The sequence below is a fragment of the Nioella ostreopsis genome (genome assembly GCF_004000255.1).
Taxonomy (GTDB): Bacteria; Pseudomonadota; Alphaproteobacteria; order Rhodobacterales; family Rhodobacteraceae; genus Nioella; species Nioella ostreopsis.
Genome location: NZ_RCIQ01000016.1, coordinates 35,022 through 51,380, shown reverse-complemented (window position 1 = coordinate 51,380; position 16,359 = coordinate 35,022). Strand labels below are relative to the sequence as shown.

At 62.2% G+C, this 16,359-nt stretch carries 17 protein-coding genes and 1 pseudogene; 6 read left to right on the top strand and 12 right to left on the bottom strand.

What is annotated here, in order from left to right; genetic code table 11:
• Window positions 1-21 precede the first annotated feature (21 nt).
• The 4 genes from grxC to EP237_RS16045 all read left to right on the top strand — a co-directional run bounded on the left by grxC (window position 22) and on the right by EP237_RS16045 (window position 2,357).
• On the top strand, window positions 22-279 hold the full coding sequence (gene grxC / locus EP237_RS16060; protein WP_127561922.1) for a glutaredoxin 3: 258 nt from the start codon (window positions 22-24) through the stop codon (window positions 277-279).
• Window positions 280-1,113 (top strand): carbon-nitrogen hydrolase family protein, encoded by an 834-nt coding sequence (locus tag EP237_RS16055; protein ID WP_127561921.1) that lies wholly within the window; start codon window positions 280-282, stop codon window positions 1,111-1,113.
• Window positions 1,110-1,559 carry a MarR family winged helix-turn-helix transcriptional regulator gene (locus tag EP237_RS16050; RefSeq protein ID WP_127561920.1) on the top strand — a complete coding sequence of 150 codons (450 nt, stop codon included), beginning with the start codon at window positions 1,110-1,112 and terminating at the stop codon, window positions 1,557-1,559. The genes EP237_RS16055 and EP237_RS16050 overlap by 4 nt, the downstream gene beginning before the upstream one ends.
• A gap of 354 nt (window positions 1,560-1,913) precedes the next feature.
• Entirely contained in the window at window positions 1,914-2,357 is a 444-nt protein-coding gene (locus EP237_RS16045) for a hypothetical protein (protein WP_127561919.1), read from the top strand.
• Between the two features lie 157 nt (window positions 2,358-2,514).
• Here the strand turns inward: EP237_RS16045 and EP237_RS16040 are convergent.
• The 4 genes and pseudogenes from EP237_RS16040 to ubiG all read right to left on the bottom strand — a co-directional run.
• A pseudogene (locus EP237_RS16040) lies at window positions 2,515-2,637 on the bottom strand (bifunctional 2-polyprenyl-6-hydroxyphenol methylase/3-demethylubiquinol 3-O-methyltransferase UbiG); the annotation flags it as partial.
• Window positions 2,638-2,698: 61 nt separating this feature from the next.
• Window positions 2,699-3,517 carry a DUF2189 domain-containing protein gene (locus EP237_RS16035; RefSeq protein ID WP_127561918.1) on the bottom strand — a complete coding sequence of 273 codons (819 nt, stop codon included), beginning with the start codon at window positions 3,515-3,517 and terminating at the stop codon, window positions 2,699-2,701.
• A gap of 317 nt (window positions 3,518-3,834) precedes the next feature.
• Entirely contained in the window at window positions 3,835-4,452 is a 618-nt protein-coding gene (locus tag EP237_RS16030; protein WP_127561917.1) for a hypothetical protein, read from the bottom strand.
• A 127-nt stretch (window positions 4,453-4,579) separates the two neighbouring features.
• Window positions 4,580-5,323 (bottom strand): bifunctional 2-polyprenyl-6-hydroxyphenol methylase/3-demethylubiquinol 3-O-methyltransferase UbiG, encoded by a 744-nt coding sequence (gene ubiG, locus EP237_RS16025; RefSeq protein WP_127561916.1) that lies wholly within the window; start codon window positions 5,321-5,323, stop codon window positions 4,580-4,582.
• A 72-nt stretch (window positions 5,324-5,395) separates the two neighbouring features.
• Here ubiG and pip point away from each other — a divergent pair, with 72 nt between their 5' ends.
• Window positions 5,396-6,385 (top strand): prolyl aminopeptidase, encoded by a 990-nt coding sequence (pip, locus tag EP237_RS16020; RefSeq protein ID WP_127561915.1) that lies wholly within the window; start codon window positions 5,396-5,398, stop codon window positions 6,383-6,385.
• 7 nt (window positions 6,386-6,392) lie between these two features.
• On the opposite strand, the gene EP237_RS16015 is transcribed toward pip, so the two are convergent.
• The 8 genes from EP237_RS16015 to gpmI form a co-directional block, all read right to left on the bottom strand.
• A complete protein-coding gene (locus EP237_RS16015; RefSeq protein WP_127561914.1) occupies window positions 6,393-6,758 on the bottom strand; it encodes a cupin domain-containing protein in 366 nt (121 codons plus the stop codon).
• 14 nt (window positions 6,759-6,772) lie between these two features.
• Entirely contained in the window at window positions 6,773-7,216 is a 444-nt protein-coding gene (locus EP237_RS16010) for a DMT family transporter (RefSeq protein WP_127561913.1), read from the bottom strand.
• A 35-nt stretch (window positions 7,217-7,251) separates the two neighbouring features.
• The gene (locus EP237_RS16005) at window positions 7,252-10,197 is read right to left on the bottom strand and encodes an error-prone DNA polymerase (protein ID WP_127561912.1); all 2,946 of its coding nucleotides are present in this window, start codon (window positions 10,195-10,197) and stop codon (window positions 7,252-7,254) included.
• Between the two features lie 131 nt (window positions 10,198-10,328).
• Window positions 10,329-10,826, bottom strand: a complete 498-nt coding sequence (locus tag EP237_RS16000) for a hypothetical protein (RefSeq protein ID WP_127561911.1) — start codon at window positions 10,824-10,826, stop codon at window positions 10,329-10,331.
• A gap of 48 nt (window positions 10,827-10,874) precedes the next feature.
• Window positions 10,875-11,354 (bottom strand): RNA pyrophosphohydrolase, encoded by a 480-nt coding sequence (locus EP237_RS15995; protein ID WP_127561910.1) that lies wholly within the window; start codon window positions 11,352-11,354, stop codon window positions 10,875-10,877.
• A 15-nt stretch (window positions 11,355-11,369) separates the two neighbouring features.
• Window positions 11,370-12,689, bottom strand: a complete 1,320-nt coding sequence (locus EP237_RS15990) for a S41 family peptidase (protein ID WP_127561909.1) — start codon at window positions 12,687-12,689, stop codon at window positions 11,370-11,372.
• A gap of 12 nt (window positions 12,690-12,701) precedes the next feature.
• Window positions 12,702-13,838, bottom strand: a complete 1,137-nt coding sequence (locus EP237_RS15985) for a murein hydrolase activator EnvC family protein (protein WP_127561908.1) — start codon at window positions 13,836-13,838, stop codon at window positions 12,702-12,704.
• A complete protein-coding gene (gene gpmI, locus EP237_RS15980; protein WP_127561907.1) occupies window positions 13,835-15,352 on the bottom strand; it encodes a 2,3-bisphosphoglycerate-independent phosphoglycerate mutase in 1,518 nt (505 codons plus the stop codon). Before gpmI ends, EP237_RS15985 begins: the two co-directional genes overlap by 4 nt.
• A 666-nt stretch (window positions 15,353-16,018) precedes the next feature.
• On the opposite strand from gpmI, the gene EP237_RS15975 reads away from it, so the two are divergent.
• The gene (locus EP237_RS15975) at window positions 16,019-16,357 is read left to right on the top strand and encodes a DUF2794 domain-containing protein (protein ID WP_127561983.1); all 339 of its coding nucleotides are present in this window, start codon (window positions 16,019-16,021) and stop codon (window positions 16,355-16,357) included.
• The last annotated feature ends 2 nt before the right edge of the window (window positions 16,358-16,359 follow it).

Below are 16,359 nucleotides of genomic sequence, written 5' to 3'. Positions count from 1 at the left end.
CGAATTTTCGGGACCAGACCTATGCAGACTGTCGAAATCTACACCTCACCCTTCTGTGGCTATTGTCATGCGGCCAAGCGGCTGCTGACCGACAAGGGCATCAGCTTTTCCGAATACGACGTGGCCCGTGCGCCGGACAAGCGGCAGGAAATGCTGTCCCGTGCCAATGGCCGCCACACCGTGCCGCAGATTTTCGTGGGCGAGACCCATGTGGGCGGTTACGATGACATGGCCGCGCTCGATCGGGCGGGGAAGCTGGACCCATTGTTGCAGGGCTGAATGCGCGCCGCGATTTTGCAGATGTGCTCCTCGGACGATCCGGAGGAGAATACCGAAACGGTTCTGACCGCGCTGGCAGAGGCGAAGGCCGCGGGGGCAGATATTCTGCTGACGCCCGAGGTCACCAATTGTGTCTCGCAAAGCCGCAGCCATCAGGCGGCAGTGCTGCATGCGCAGGACACGGACCCGACCCTTGCCGCGGTGCGTGACGCCGCGCGCGATGCTGGCCTCTGGGTGCTGCTCGGCTCGCTCGGGGTGCAGTCGGGTGACCCGGATGGACGTTTTGCAAACCGGTCGTTCATGATCTCGAACAAGGGCGCGATCGCCGGCTGGTACGACAAGATCCACATGTTCGACGTGAACGTGACGGAGACGGAAACCTTCCGCGAATCCGACGGCTACCGCCCCGGCGACCGCGCGGTGGTGGTGCAGACGCCGCTGGCCACTTTCGGCCTGTCGATCTGTTACGACATGCGCTTCGCCTATCTCTACCGCGACCTCGCCAAAGCAGGCGCGCAGGTGCTGACCGTGCCTGCCGCCTTCTCCCCCGTCACCGGCAAGGCCCATTGGGAAACCCTGCTGCGCGCGCGGGCCATCGAAACGGGCTGTTTCGTCATCGCGCCCGCGCAAACGGGCGATCACAAGGTGAGCACCGGCAAACCCCGCCAGACCCACGGCCACAGCCTTGTCGTGGCGCCGTGGGGTGAGGTTCTGCTGGATGCGGGCACCGAACCGGGGCTGCATATCATTGACGTGGACGTCAAAGAGGTGGACAAGGCTCGGGGGCGTGTGCCCTCGATCCGACATGACCGGCCCTATACCCTGGTGACATGAAGACAAACGACGATCCCCTCGCCATTGCCCTGTTCTCTGAACTGTTCATGGCCGATCAACTGGCGCGGTCCCTGCTGAGCAAGGCGCTGCCCAAGGGGATGGAGCTGAGCCACTTTTCGGTTCTGAACCACCTGGCCCGGTCGAACGAGGAACGCAGCCCGGCGCAACTGGCGCGGCTCTTCCACGTCACGCGCGGGGCGATGACCAATACGCTCAACCGGCTGGAGATCGCGGGCCACGTGCATATCCGCCCCGACTGGGACGACGCCCGCCGCAAATTCGTAGCGATCAGCCCCTCAGGCCGCGCCGCCCGCGACGCCGCCCTGCAGACCATCGCCCCCATCCTCAGCCGCACCGTTCAGGAGGTCGGAGCCGACCGCGTGAGAGCCGCCCTGCCCGTCATCCGCGAAATGCGAATCGAACTGGAAGTGGCGCAGAAGGATTGAGGGGTTGGGCTCGTCTCGCGCCCCTATTGGCTGCTTTGAGCCCTACCCGGACCTTGGTGTCCGGCGCATCATTCGTTGCGATGAGCGGGAACCGTCGCCCAGATGGACCAAAGGCCGATGATGTACTATCAGTCAAATCGGACCACTCAGGTGGGGCTGATAAGTGGTCCACCAACAGGGATAGAATCGTTCCGTCCTCGTATAGAATTGTCCCATCCCGGATTCGGGAGGGTCTAGGACAAATCATGGGCCGCAACGCGAGCCGCTTCGATCAAGGTCCTTTGCTTGTTGAACTATGGCTCTCTAAGGCTAGACATCAGACCTACGATAACAACTCTCGGAGCGGGTCCTCTTGTGAATCTTAACCAAAGCAAATCAACGATCGGCATACTGATCGTTGTCGGATTGTTCATCGCGGGCGCGGTGCTTCAGAGCACCACTGATCTTTTTGACAACCGTTGGAACACGCCATTGCCAGAACGGTTGGCCAACTACTGGTGGGATTCCGAGGAGGCCTGCGACGAGGCGTTTCGACTGGATTTTGACAGTGAGACCGCGGCGATGACCATTGAATACATCGATGGCGTACGGGAACAGTATTCGAACACTGTCATAGAGGCTGAAGACTTCTACACCTATAGATATTCTGGGCAGGACGCCGACGGTTTGAACGTCCACGCGCATTTTGAGATGTGGGGCGAAGGTCTTGCGACGCGCATCTACTCATCTGTCTGGATGGACGGTGAAGACGAGGAAGAAAACTCTGTTCAGATCTTTCACTGCGGAAGGGTTGGATAGACGATCCTTGCTGGTCCCCCGCGTTCAATCCACACTGGACGGAGGTTCGGTATGGGCCTAACGCACCGTCGAGGCGCAATCCCAAAAACGCAAGAATTGTCCCGCATACCAGACGCCCGTTTGCAGCCGAATGGCTTCTCAGACGACCTTGAAAAACCTACCGCTTCACGTTCGCCGTCACGTCATTCACGCTCAGGTCGCGGTCCGAGATCGACCAGCGCCAGCTGATGGGGTTGAAGACGAAAACCTTGCGGTCCACCGGATCGAGCCTCGCCCTACGATCAGCGAAGACAGCTCCTGCGAGGGGCTGTTCATCGCAATTCATGCGTGGCCGGTGCCGATCACGCCTCCACCGGTGCCACGGCCCGCTGATAGAGATGCCATGTGGTGTGGCCGAGGATCGGCAGGGTGAAGATCAGGCCCAGGAACGCGGGAACCAGCGACAGCACTATGGTGACCGCGATGATCGCGGCCCAGGTCAGCATGACGCCCTTGTTTTCAACCACGACGCGGATGGAGGTGAGCATGGCGGTCACGAAATCAAGCTCCCGGTCCAGCAGCATGGGCATGGCAATGACGGTCACGGAAAACAGGACCGCCGACAGGCCCGCACCGACGACCGTTCCGATGGCGAGGAAGGTCCAGCCCTCTGGCGTGAAGAACACGATGCTCAGGAACCCGTCGACATCCGAGAAGGACGCATCTTGCAGGATGATCGCGAGCCAGAGCCGGATCTGGTAGACCCACACCCAGAAGATGAACAGGGTGGTGAAGGCCATCCAGCCCAGTTCCCGATTGCGCTGATTGGCCATGACCGTGAGGATGTCCGACCAGCCGAAGCGTTCGCCCCTCTGCATCCGGCGGGACATCTCATAAAGCCCCGCCGCCGCGAAGGGTGCGACCAGCGGAAAGCCCACGGCGGCAGGGATGACCATCCAGATCTTGCCGAGCCAGACGAGCGCCCAGATGAAAAGAATACCGAACAAGGCGTAGAACAGGCCGAAAAAGCCGCTCATGACCGGGCGCGCCAGAAAGTCTGCAAAGCCAGCCTTGAGCGACGCCCGGATGTCCTCTGCCGTCACCCTATTGATGGTGAGGGTTGCCCGCTGGCGTGGGGTCTGATGGTTCTGCGGCGGGGCCTCTGTGGTCTCGGATGTCATGGCACACTCCTCCCAAAGCAAGGGGCCGGGATGAGCTCATGCCAACGGATCCAGTGATGGTGGAGACATCCCTCCTCCGGTAGAAAGTCTGCATCAGGTTGAGCAACGGGGCAAGGTGCGCGTAAGGGAGCTAAGTGCGAGGCATGGTGGCCGGAAGGTGCCGTAGCCGCACACCCGGGAAACGCGCCGCCGCCCACATGCGCGCCACCCTGCCCGTCATCCGCGAAATGCGGATCGAACTGGAAGTCGCGCAGAAGGATTGAGGGGGCATCTCAAAACTGCCCACTAGACGGTTCACATCAAATTAAAAGAATGATCTATCTCGTCTTTGATTTCAAAAGGGAGAGTATCTTCGGTCCGTAGTTGCGCGCAAATTCTGAAGCGTTTGCCTGAAGTTCCAAGCCATGAACAGCTTCATTAAGAACAGGATTGAGATCCATCAAAAGAGTCACAGCCTCATTCGGAATGGCTCCTTCCTTTTCAAGGTCTTCTGCAAGCGACCTCAGGGACCTAGGTCTTCCTCGTAAATTAGGTTTCAGCTGTACCTCCTCTGCTATCTGGCGCAAGCGACGTTCAATCTGCACACGTAGCAAAGCTATGGCTAAATTTGGGTCGCTATCTTCGAAGTAACTAAAGGCGTCTATATCATCCTGGTCCGGCGTAGATTTTGACGCATTCAGTTGGCCTTCGACCTTAGCAAAAACAATCTCAAAACCACCGGGAGCATTGATTCTCTCGATAATACCTACCACCCACGGAACAATAGCAATAGCTAATGCCCCTGCAGCAATTGGTGAGAGCGTTGTCCAGAACGTATCAAACAGCGCAACAGCTATGCAAAAAACGGTGAGCGCAATCTTGGATTTGTGGCTACGCCAAAATGAACGCAAAAATCCCCACATGTTGCACCAGATAGTTAGATTCCATTCAGCCACCCTAGCGTATTTGATAAATTAGGCAACATGGCAGCATCAGTAAAGCACGGCAGACGCGGTCTAGCTGTGTTAAACGTTGGCCCACTCCTGAAGTCCAAGCGCTAAATCTCAAATTAAGCACGACAACCTACCGCTTCACGCTCGCCGTCACATAGTTCACGCTCAGGTCGCGGTCCGAGATCGACCAGCGCCAGCTGATGGGGTTGAAGACGAAGCCCTTGCGGTCCACCGGGTCCAACCCTGCCGTTTCGATCAGGGCAAACAGCTCCTCGGGCGTGATGAACTTGTGCCATTCATGCGTGCCCTTGGGCAGCCAGCGCATCACGTATTCCGCGCCGACAATGGCGAGCGCAAAGCTTTTCGGGTTCCGGTTGATCGTAGAACAGATCATCAGCCCGCCCGGTTTCAGCAGTTGCCGGCAGGCGGTCAGGTAGGCCTGCGGGTCGGCGACGTGTTCGACCACTTCCATGTTAAGGACCACGTCGAACTGTTCGCCCGCCTCTGCCAGCGCCTCGGCTGTCGTGTGGCGATAGTCGATCTCCAGCCCCGACTGTTCGGCATGCACCTGCGCGACGGGGATGTTTCGCTCTGCCGCATCGGCCCCCACCACGGTGGCCCCAAGCCGCGCCATGGGTTCCGACAACAGCCCGCCACCGCAGCCGATATCCAGCAGGCGCAACCCGTAGAACGGCTTTTCATCCCGCAAATCGCGCCCAAATTCGGCGGCGATCTGGGCGGTGATGTAGTCCAGCCGGATCGGGTTCATCATGTGCAGGGGTGCGAACTTGCCCTTGGGATCCCACCATTCCGCCGCCATGGCCTCGAACTTGGCGATTTCAGCGTCATCAACAGTATTCGTGGCGCTGTTCATGGACATCCCCTTCCGATCTTGTCATCGTGGCAGGCATAGCAGACCCACCCCATCGGTCTATATAGGGGAAACATGGACAAATTCTCCGGCCAAAAGCGCGCAGGCGCCTATCTCTACCCGCCGATCGACCCGTTCGATCAGCGGATGCTGGATGTGGGCGACGGGCATCAGATCTATGTGGAACAATGCGGCAATCCCGATGGCGCGCCGGTTGTGGTGCTTCATGGCGGGCCCGGTGGCGGGTGCAGCCCGGCGATGCGGCGCTATTTCGACCCCGAGGTGTTCCGGGTGATCCTGTTTGATCAGCGCGGCTGTGGCCGGTCGCGGCCCCACGCCTCGACGAGGGACAACACGACCTGGCATCTGGTGGCGGATATCGAGCGCATCCGGGCAACGCTCGGCATCGACAGATGGGCCGTCTTTGGCGGAAGCTGGGGTGCCACCCTTGCCTTGGTATATGCCGAAACCCACCCGGAAGCGGCGGCCTTTCTGGCCCTGCGCGGCATCTTCCTGTCTACGCAGCGCGAGCTCGACTGGTTCTATGGCGGCGGCGCGGGGCAGTTCTGGCCGGAACAATGGGCGCGGTTTTCGGCGCTGATCCCGGAAGAGGAACGCGGCGACATGATCGCGGCCTATAACCGGCGGCTCTTCTCCGGCGATCTGATGATCGAAACCCGCCACGCCCGCGCCTGGTCGGCCTGGGAAAACGCGCTGGCCTCGGTGGAAAGCGATGGCAATCCAGGCGAGGCCCCTGCGGACTACGCCCGCGCCTTCGCCCGGCTGGAAAACCACTATTTCGTCAACAAGGGCTTTTTGCAGGAAGACGGCCAGATCCTGCGCGACCTGCACAAGATCGTCCATATCCCCGGCGTCATCGTGCAGGGCCGCTATGACATGATCTGCCCGCCCCGATCCGCCCATGATCTGGCTCAGGGATGGCGGTCGGGTCGGCTGCACATGGTCCGCGCGGCGGGCCATGCCCTGTCGGAACCCGGCATCAGTTTCGAACTGGTGCGCGTGATGAAACAGGTCGGTCAGAACCGTGGGAAATACGGGCTTTAGGGTCTGATCAGTCGAACTGCACCACCGCCGCCTCAAACGCGTCTTTGCTGATCACCTCGGTATGGTGCCCTTTGCCGTGGGTATCCTCCATCCGCCAGACATCGCCCTTGCCGATCACCCGCGCTTCGCCGTCACTTGCAGTGACCCGGACGGCGCCGCCAAGGCAGAACAGCGTCTGCCGCTTGGGTGTGGGGTGAATGGGCTCGTCCCAGCCCGGATCGAGCCGAAGGAAGACGGTGGCGACCGCAGGCTCTGCCTCCGAGACGAAAATGGCCTGCGCGGGCGGGGCGAAGCTCCGTTCCTGCAGCGGCACGTCTACCGTGCGCCAATGGCTTTCACCATCGTCTGATGCGTAAAGGTGATGATAGTGCATCCTGTCCTTCCCAATCAGCGGAATGTCACGAGGTAGACGCCGCCAATGACCAGCGCTGCCCCAAGAACCTTACCAAGTGTCAGGTCGCTTGCGGGCACTCCGAACAGCCCGAAATAGCCGAAAACCAGCCCGGCCAGGACCTGCCCCGACACCAGCAGCACGAAGAACGCCCCGATGCCGATGCGCGGGATCAGGAAGCTGGACCCGATGATCATGCCCGCGCTCATCACGCCCGCAGTGAGCAGCCACAGCGGCAGGGTGCCGATACTGCGAAACTGCTCCATGCGGCTGCCATTGGCGATGGCGATGATGACCGAGGAGATCAGGGCGATGGCGAAGAACGGTACGTTGGCCATCGGGCCAGACCCAAGAATGCGCGCCGTTTGGGTGATCATCGGCAGGTAGATCGAGATGATCGCCCCCATCAGAAGTGACAGAGCAATGAGATGAATGGACATGGTTCCCCCTTTCGCACCAAATGCGTGTGGGAACTCTAGATCATTTCCCTTTCAGGTTGCGAACTTTTCCGCAGCGCGTCCGGGCTTAGCCCCGGGCTCAGCAGATGCCGGATCAGCGCCACCGGATGGGACCGCAGGGTCAGGCGCATGGATACGTAATCCTCCACCACCTGTTCGCCCTCGGTCATCTCGGGCAGCATGACCTCCGGTTCCTCGATCGCCTCGCCATCCATGTCACCGGTGAAAAGCGGTAGCGGCTCGGCGGGCAGCAGCGCCTTGGCGGCCCAAAGCGCCTCTCGCCGCGAAAGGCCAATCCCGGCGAAGGCATCGGCCTCGGCCAGCACTGCCAAGGCGCGGGCGGACAGACCGGCGCGGCGCCAGACATCCTCGACCGCCGGGTAACCATTGCCGCGCGCTGCAGCGAGCCAGCGGGCGTCCTCCTCTCGCATCGAGCGGATCTGCCTGAACCCGAGCCTGAGCGCCAACCCGCCGCGCCCGTCGGGTTCCATCACATTGTCCCAGTAGCTTTTGTTGATATCGACGGGGCGGATCTGCACCCCATGTTCGCGGGCATCGCGGACGATCTGCGCGGGCGCGTAAAACCCCATGGGCTGCGAGTTCAGCAGCGCGCAGGCGAAGATGCCGGGATGGTGGCGCTTGATCCAGCTGGAGGCATAGACCAGCAGGGCGAAGCTGGCGGCGTGGCTTTCGGGGAAGCCGTAACTGCCGAACCCCTCGATCTGCGAAAAGCAGCGCGCGGCGAAATCCTCGTCATAGCCGCGTTCGCGCATACCTTTCATGAAGAGCGTGCGGAAATCGCTGACATTGCCATGCTTCTTGAACGTGGCCAGAGACCGCCGCAGCCGGTCCGCCTGATCGGGGGTGAAGCCTGCGCCGATGATGGCGATCTGCATCGCCTGTTCCTGGAAAAGCGGCACGCCAAGCGTCTTGCCCAGAACCGCGCCCAACTCGTCCGAGGGGAAACTGACCTGCTCTTCCCCGTTCCGGCGCCGGATGAACGGGTGCACCATATCGCCCTGAATGGGGCCGGGGCGGATGATGGCGACCTGAATGACGAGGTCATAGAAACAGCGCGGCCGCATCCGGGGCAGGAAATTCATCTGCGCGCGGGATTCGACCTGGAAGACGCCAAGCGAGTCCGCCTTGCACAGCATGTCATAGACCGCCGGATCCTCGGGCGGCAGGGTGGCGAGGGTATAGTCGGTCTGGTGGTGACGCTCGATCAGATCAAAGGCCTTGCGGATGCAGGTCAGCATGCCAAGCGCCAGCACATCGACCTTGAGGATGCCCAAAGCGTCGATATCGTCCTTGTCCCAGCAGATGACGGTGCGATCCTCCATCGTGGCGTTTTCAATGGGCACCAGTTCATCAAGCCGCCCCTCGGTCACGATGAAACCGCCAACATGTTGGCTGAGATGCCGGGGAAACCCCTGAATTTCGCGCACCAAGGCCATGGTCTGGCGCAGGCGCGGTTCGGTGGGGTCGAGGCCAAGTTCGCGCATCCGTTGATCGGCCATGTCGCGGCTGCTGCCCCAGCCCCAGATTTGCGACGACAGCGCGCCGAGGATGTCTTCGCTCAGCCCCATGGCGCGGCCCACCTCGCGCACCGCCCGCTTGCCGCGATAATGGATCACCGTCGCGCAGAGCCCGGCGCGGTGGCGGCCGTAGCGTTCGTAGATATGCTGGATCACCTCCTCGCGCCGTTCATGTTCGAAATCCACGTCGATATCGGGGGGTTCGTCGCGGGCTTCGGAAACGAAACGTTCGAAGACCATGGTGCCCACCTCAGGGGAAACCGAAGTCACGCCGAGGCAATAACAGGTGATGGAATTGGCCGCAGACCCGCGCCCCTGGCACAGGATGCCGCGCGACCGGGCGAAGGCGACGATATCGTGGACGGTCAGGAAATAGGGCTCATACCCAAGCTTGGCGATCAGCCGCAGCTCATGCTCCAGCATCTTCACCGCGCGATCCGGCGCGCCGGAGGGGTAGCGCCATTTCAGCCCGGCCCGCGCCAGCCGTTCCAGCCGTTCCGACGCGGTTTCCCCGCCGCTGATCTCGGACGGGTATTCATAGCGCAGCGACCCGATGTCGAAACGGCAGCGCGCGGCGATCTCGGTGGTCCGGTCCACGGCATCCTCGAACCCTGCGAAAATCCGGCGTGTCTCTCCCTCGCCGCGCAGGCGCTGCTCGGCATTGGCCTGCGCTTTCGTGCCCAGATCCTCCACCCGGATGCCGAGGCGAATACAGGTCAGCACATCGGTCAGCCTGCGCCGCGCCCCGTGATGCATGATCGGTGCGGCAGAGGCGACGGTGGGGATGCGCAACTGCCCCGCCAGCCGGGTCAGCCGCTCAAAGCGCAGCCGGTCATGCCCGTCATAGGCGGGGGCCATCAGCAGGTGACAGGCGGGGCCAAGGCGGCGCGTGACCTGTTTCGCCTGCGCCCACCAATCGCCCGCGCCGCGCGGATGGGTCAGGATGTGGGCCGGGCCGTGGAGGAGCAGTTCCAACCCGTCGGCGAATTGCCAGAGGTCGGGAAGGCCCAGATCGCAAGAGCCTTTCCCGGTCCGCAACCGGCCCGCCGACAGCATCCGGCAGAGGTTCGCCCATCCGCGCCGGTCCCGGGGCAGGGCGGTGAGCGTCAGCCCCTCTCGCAGAACCAGCCTTGCAGCAGGCAGAAGGCGGGGCAGATGGAAGATCGGCGCGCGGGGCGGATCGGGCAGATGGGCCGGTTTCGGGGGACCGATCGGATCTTTGTCCGCCGCTTGCCGCTCGGCGATCTGGCGTTTGATCTCCTTCAGCTCGGACCAGGCGCGCACGATCCCGGCGACCGAGTTTTCATCGGCAATCGCAATGGCCTCCAGCCCCAGCAGGGCCGCGCGGCGCGCATACTCCTCGGGGTGCGATCCTCCCGTCAGGAAGGTGAAGTTGGAGGTGATGGAGAGCTCTGCGAATCCCATGGTGTTGGGTAGTATATTCACCTTTTGTTCTCATTTGGAGTACCTGCAACGACGGGCTCTTCATGTGCCGTTCCATATGAGGATCGGGCCAACATCACCGGCGCGCGGCAAAGGCCTTTCGAAAGGCCTTCCTACCGCCCGGCCTCGCAGGTCTCGCCCCGCATGCAGGCGGTGATCTGGTCGAGGTCCTGCTGTGACGGGTTGTAAATCACCCAACCCGGACAGGGGCCGATGCCGAGGTGGTACTGACGGTCCTCATCCACCCTCAGGAAGGCCAGCACCTCGCGCCCCTCTTCGGGCGGGGAACCACACCAGCTGAGCACGCAGTTCACCCGCACTGTCACCTCCAGTTCCACCGGCGTGCGAAAGCCGACACGGCTGCCGAGATCGCCGTAGAACAGCATCTCGACGCTGTAGGGCGGCGGTGTGTCCGGGTCGTCGGTATCGGGCGGCAAAGGCACATCCGGCCCATTGCGCAGGAAGGCCCCGTGCACGATCACATAGCGCGTGCTGGCCTCGGCGGCCTGCTGGTACATCGCGGCGGCGTCGAGATAGGCGCAGGACAGGGACAGCGCGGGGCCGGTTGTTGCAGCGAGGATGGCAAGGGTCAGAAGCAGGCGGTGGATCATGGCGGCCTCCGGCAAGGGGCGGTCAGGATAGCACGAGCGGGGCCGTGTTCACACCAGCCCGAACTCCGACAGGACCGCCTGATAGATCGGGCGCTTGAATTCCACGATGGTTTCCAGCAGCGCAGTGGGGTCCATCCAGCGCCAGTCGGAGAACTCGATATCCTTGTAGGACAGGTCGATCACCTCATCGGGCGCATCCAGCCGCATCAGAAACCACATCTGTTTCTGGCCGCGAAACTTGCCGCCCCACCTCTTCCCGGCAATCTCGGACGGGAAATCATAGGGCAGCCAGTCGGCGGTCCGCGCCACCAGCGTCACATGGTCAGACGAAACGCCGGTCTCCTCCAGCAACTCGCGCCGGGCGGCGGCCTCTGGCTCCTCGCCCTTGTCGACGCCGCCTTGAGGCATCTGCCACGCGGGCACATCCATATCGGCGCGCTGTCCGGCAAAAACCTGCCCGGCGCGGTTGATCAGAACCACGCCGACGCAGGGCCGATAGGGCAGCTTTGCCAGGTTTTCGGGAGTCATTGGACCCGCGCCCCCTTAGCGGGGACGCAGGGCGTTCAGGCCGTGCAGGATGTCGATGGCATAGGCCAGCTGATAGTCCTGCGCGCGCAGTTCGGCGGTGGCGCGGGCCTGTTCCTGTTCTTCCTCCAACTGGCGGATTTCATCCTCGGTCAGGGTCGCGTTGGACAGGGCCCCGCGCAGTCCGGCCTCGGTACGCTGCGGACGGCCATTATCCTCGACCTCACCCACTTCGCGCTGTTCCACGAGGATATCGGGGGCCACGCCAAGCGCCTGGATCGACCGGCCCGATGGGGTGAAATAGAGCGACGTGGTCAGACGCATCGCGCCATCGCCCTGCACCGGCATCACCGACTGGACCGAGCCCTTGCCGAAGCTGTTGGTGCCCACGACAACCGCCCGGCGGTGATCCTGAAGTGCACCGGCCACGATCTCGGAGGCCGAGGCAGAGCCGCCATTGATCAGCACCACCATCGGCAGGCCGTCAATGAGGTCGCCCGGCGTTGCGTTATAGCGCTCGCCGTCTTCGGGATTGCGGCCTCGGGTCGACACGATCTCGCCCTGGTCAAGGAACGCGTCCGAGACGCGAATGGCCTGGGTCAGCAGCCCGCCGGGGTTGTTGCGCAGGTCCAGAACCACGCCTTCCAGGTTCTCGATCCCGCCGACCTCTGCGATCATCTCTTCCAGCCCGTCGCGCAGGTTCGGATAGGTCTGTTCGGTAAAGCTGGCGATCCGAAGAATGGCGGTGTTGCCTTCCAGACGGTGACGCACGGCGGTCAGGCGGATTCGGTCGCGCACGATGGTGATGTCGAAGGGTTCATCCTCGCCTTCACGCACGATGGTCAGCACGATTTCAGATCCGATTTCACCGCGCATCATGTCGACGGCATCTTCCAGGGTCAGGCCAAGCAGCGTGACCCCGTCCACATGGGTGATGAAATCACCGGCCTCGACGCCCGCTTCCATGGCGGGGGTGTCATCCATCGGGGTGATGACCCTGACGAAGCCCTCTTCCTGCGTCACCTCGATGCCAAGGCCGCCGAATTCGCCCCGCGTATGGGTCTGCATGGATTCATAGTCGCTCGGCGGCAGGTAAGAGCTGTGCGGGTCAAGCGACATCAGCATGCCGTTGATCGCGGCCTCGATCAGTTCCGCCTCGTCCACGTCTTCGACATAGTAGGTGCGGATCCGCTCGAACACATCGCCGAACAGGTCGAGCTGTTCGTAAACGGTCGAGTTGCGAATGTTCTCCTGGGCGATCAGGGGGCCGGCGACTTGGGTGGTCAGCAGAATACCCGCCGCGGTGCCGCCGAGGGCCGCCATCATGAACTTTCTCATTTTCTCAAATCCTCACTGGTCTTGTGTCGCAAACCACGCGGTCGGGTCCACGGGCTCTCCGGCCTCTCTCAGTTCCATATAAAGCGTTTCCGACAGCTCTCCACCAGACGCAAGCGGGTCAGAAACGATCAATTCTTCGCGGTTTGGCGCTTCACCGCCCATCAAACCGACGGGATCACCCGATGCCAGCAGGTCCCCGGCCCTTACGAACAGCTCTCCCAGCCCTGCGAGAATCAGCAGATGGTCCCCTTGCGGTTCAAGGATGATGACATTGCCATAGTCCAGAAGCGGCCCCGCATAGCGCACCGTCGCGTGCCACGGGGCCGAAACAAGCGCCCGGGATTCGGCTGCAAGGATCAGACCGGGCCGGGTCACACCCGCCGCATCTGACTGGTTGAAGCCGCGCAGAATTCGCCCTTGAAGGGGCAGAGGAAGCTGGCCGCGCTGATCGTTGAAAGAGGGCAGCCGGGTGCTGGCGTCGGCCATCACGTCAAGCGCGCGAATGGCCGTTGCGAAACTATCCAGAGTTTCGGCGCTTTGGGTCAGTTCCAGCAGCGCATCCGTGTCAGAGGTAAACCGCGGCGGCAAAGTACGCCGTTCGGCCATCGCCTGGCTGAGCGCAACACGGGCTTCCTGCACGCCAGTCAGCCCGGCGGACAGTTGGTCTTCGGCGGTTTCCTGAACCGCGCGCAGCAGGGCCAGTTCCTCCAACTGGCGGCGTAGTTCCATGGCTTCGGCGGCAACGGCCGGGGTGACCTCTGACACGATCATGCCGGACCGCGCGGTGCCCACGGGGCCACCCGGATGGATCAGCAAAAGCGGCGCGGGCGCGGCCTGCATGGATTGCAGAACCCCCAGAAGTCGGCCCAACCGTTCCTGTTCTGCCTCGAACACGACCGTGATCGACTGTTCCCGGATCGCCGCCCGCCGCATGCCTTCGCGCAGGGCCGACAGGCCTTCCTCATAGGCACGGATCGTTTCCGTCAGCGCATCGACCCGGTCGCGGGCGTCGTCGGCCTCGGCCATGGTCAGGGCCGCGCGTTCCAGCATCTGCGCCGCACGTTGCGCGGTCAAGGCAGGGTCGTTCGTCTGCGCGAATGCTGCAGAACCATAGGCACAAAGCGCCGTGATCAGCGCCATCAGCCTCATGCAAACAGGCACTTTCCAGTCATTTCGGCAGGGGGGTCGAGCTGCATCAGCTTCAGCACAGTGGGTGCCAGATCGGCCAGCCGCCCGTCCTGCATGGTCACGCCCTCCGGCCCGCCAAACAGGATCACCGGCACCGGGTTCAGCGTATGCGCGGTGTGCGGCCCGCCGGTTTCCGGGTCGATCATCATGTCGCAATTGCCATGATCCGCCGTGACGATCATCGCGCCACCCACCTTCTCCAGCGCCGCAACCGCCGCACTGAGCCCCTGGTCAACCGCTTCACAAGCCTTCACGGCAGCGGGGATGATGCCGGTATGCCCCACCATGTCGGGATTGGCGAAATTCACGACGATCAGATCGTATTGCTTCTCGATTGCGTCCACGAGATGCGCTGTCACCTCGCCCGCCGACATCTCCGGCTGCAGATCATAGGTCGCGACCTTTGGCGATTTCGGCATGTAGCGGTCTTCGCCTTCGACCGGGTCTTCCTTGCCGCCATTGAGGAAGAAGGTGACATGCGGATATTTCTCGGTTTCCGCGATATGGAACTGGGTGCGGCCATGGCTGGCGACCCATTCAGCCAGAGTGTTGACGATATCCTGCTTGGGAAAGATCACGTCGAGATAGGCGTTGTGCCGATCGGAATATTCCACCATCCCGCAGGTCGCAGCCCAGTTGGGGCGGGTGGAAATGTCGAATTCAACGAATGTCGGATCGGCCAGCGCGGCAAGGATTTCCCGCGCGCGATCGGCGCGGAAGTTGAGGAACAGAAGGCCGTCGCCGTTCTTGGGCTGCTGGTAGCCAGCAATCCGCGTCGCGGTGATGAATTCGTCGTTCTCGCCCCGTTCATAGGCGGCCTGAATGGCGGCCTCGGCACTGGCGGCTTCGTGGCCTTTCCCTTCAATAACAAGGTCATAGCCCTGCTGCACCCGCTCCCACCGGTTGTCGCGGTCCATGGCGTAGTAGCGACCGATCAGACTGCCGATAAGGGCGCCATCGGGCAAAGCGGCGTCAAAGGCTGCGACGGTCTCGATTGCGGACCGTGGGGCGACGTCGCGACCATCTGTAATCGCATGAATTTGAACGGGAATTCCGGCATCTGTCAGGGCGCGGACGGTTTCCAGGATGTGGCTCTCGTGGCTGTGCACACCGCCGGGGCTGGTGAGGCCGGAGACATGCGCAACACCGCCGGTTTTCTTCATCTTTTCAATGAATTGCAACAAAGCGGGGCGCTCTCTGTAGCTGCCATCCTCGATCGCAAGGTCAATCTGCCCCAGATCCATCGCCACGACACGCCCCGCACCGATATTGGTGTGGCCCACTTCGGAGTTGCCCATCTGCCCCGTGGGCAGGCCCACATCAGGCCCGTAGGTGATCAGCGTGGCGTTCGGGCAGGTCGCCATAAGCCTGTCAAAACAAGGGGTTGCAGCGAGGGAGGGGGCATTTCCCGGCCCATCTGGTGCCAGACCCCAACCATCGAGAATGCACAGGACGACAGGTTTGGGCACGGCCATGAGAGACCCCTTTTTCACAACGCTCCCCCGCGTTCTAGGCCCGCCGGGAGGCACACGCAATCCCTACCGGGCGGCTTCGGAACCCGCCCCGAAAGAGGGGGGTGCCCCCCGTACACCCCCTGTACACCCCCTGTACACCGGGCGTGCAGACGCAGAGGGGGCGGTTAAGAAGTCGATATGAACCAGAAATTGATGTGAACGGCGGGCCTGAGCCCCGATGTCACTCCACCCTTCGGCACAAACCGTCTGTTCCGACCCGAAACAGCTTTGAAATTGCCCTGATTGAGAGGGTGTGATCACCTGCGTAGCTCCACCGTGCTCTGACCAGTGGACCTTGATCGACGTGCATAGAGCCCTCTCTACCAAAGGATCATCTGAATGAAGTCTTGTCGGTGAGTTTTTGAGACTGGCATCACGCAAAAAGGCCCCGGCATTCTCGCGCGGGGCCTTTTCTGTTTGGTGTAGTCCCCCGGCGGACCGGACTGGGTGGGGGCAAGAAAACCGATCCGCCGGGGGCGAGACAATGCTCGTCACTACAAGGACAGGTTTGGCGTCGAGGCAGGGCGAATTGAGGGAGGGCGCGGGAAATTCCGGCGGCTCTTTCATGGCAATTGCAGGGCAGGTCTTGATAAGTCGCGACATGAGGGCCAAGCTTGCATCATGGACATGCAAATTCAGCCCAGGGGCCCGGTCCCCCCACAGCCGGAGCAGGTGGCGTTTCACCGGACGGAGCTTGGCGCTATCCTGGGCCTTTACGGGCGCATGGTCGCTGCCGGTGAATGGCGCGACTACGGGATATCCTGCCTGAGAGAGGTGGCGGTCTTTTCCGTCTTCCGCCGCACAGCGGAACATCCCATCTACCGGATCGAAAAACGCCCGAAGCTGCGCGACCGGCAGGGGCAGTATGCCGTCATCGGCATGGACGGGCGCATTCTGAAACGCGGGCATGATCTGAAGATTGTGCTGCGGGTGCTGGAACGCAAGCTGATCCGGGTGGTCGAATAAGG

Coding starts and splice junctions, on each gene's coding strand:
- EP237_RS15995 (WP_127561910.1), bottom strand. CDS start 11,354: ATGACTCCCGAAAACCTGGCAAAGCTGCCCTATCGGCCCTGCGTCGGC.
- EP237_RS15985 (WP_127561908.1), bottom strand. CDS start 13,838: ATGAGGCTGATGGCGCTGATCACGGCGCTTTGTGCCTATGGTTCTGCA.
- EP237_RS16035 (WP_127561918.1), bottom strand. CDS start 3,517: ATGACATCCGAGACCACAGAGGCCCCGCCGCAGAACCATCAGACCCCA.
- ubiG (WP_127561916.1), bottom strand. CDS start 5,323: ATGAACAGCGCCACGAATACTGTTGATGACGCTGAAATCGCCAAGTTC.
- grxC (WP_127561922.1), top strand. CDS start 22: ATGCAGACTGTCGAAATCTACACCTCACCCTTCTGTGGCTATTGTCAT.
- EP237_RS16010 (WP_127561913.1), bottom strand. CDS start 7,216: ATGTCCATTCATCTCATTGCTCTGTCACTTCTGATGGGGGCGATCATC.
- pip (WP_127561915.1), top strand. CDS start 5,396: ATGGACAAATTCTCCGGCCAAAAGCGCGCAGGCGCCTATCTCTACCCG.
- EP237_RS15990 (WP_127561909.1), bottom strand. CDS start 12,689: ATGAGAAAGTTCATGATGGCGGCCCTCGGCGGCACCGCGGCGGGTATT.
- gpmI (WP_127561907.1), bottom strand. CDS start 15,352: ATGGCCGTGCCCAAACCTGTCGTCCTGTGCATTCTCGATGGTTGGGGT.
- EP237_RS16005 (WP_127561912.1), bottom strand. CDS start 10,197: ATGGGATTCGCAGAGCTCTCCATCACCTCCAACTTCACCTTCCTGACG.
- EP237_RS16015 (WP_127561914.1), bottom strand. CDS start 6,758: ATGCACTATCATCACCTTTACGCATCAGACGATGGTGAAAGCCATTGG.
- EP237_RS16000 (WP_127561911.1), bottom strand. CDS start 10,826: ATGATCCACCGCCTGCTTCTGACCCTTGCCATCCTCGCTGCAACAACC.
- EP237_RS16050 (WP_127561920.1), top strand. CDS start 1,110: ATGAAGACAAACGACGATCCCCTCGCCATTGCCCTGTTCTCTGAACTG.
- EP237_RS16055 (WP_127561921.1), top strand. CDS start 280: ATGCGCGCCGCGATTTTGCAGATGTGCTCCTCGGACGATCCGGAGGAG.
- EP237_RS15975 (WP_127561983.1), top strand. CDS start 16,019: ATGCAAATTCAGCCCAGGGGCCCGGTCCCCCCACAGCCGGAGCAGGTG.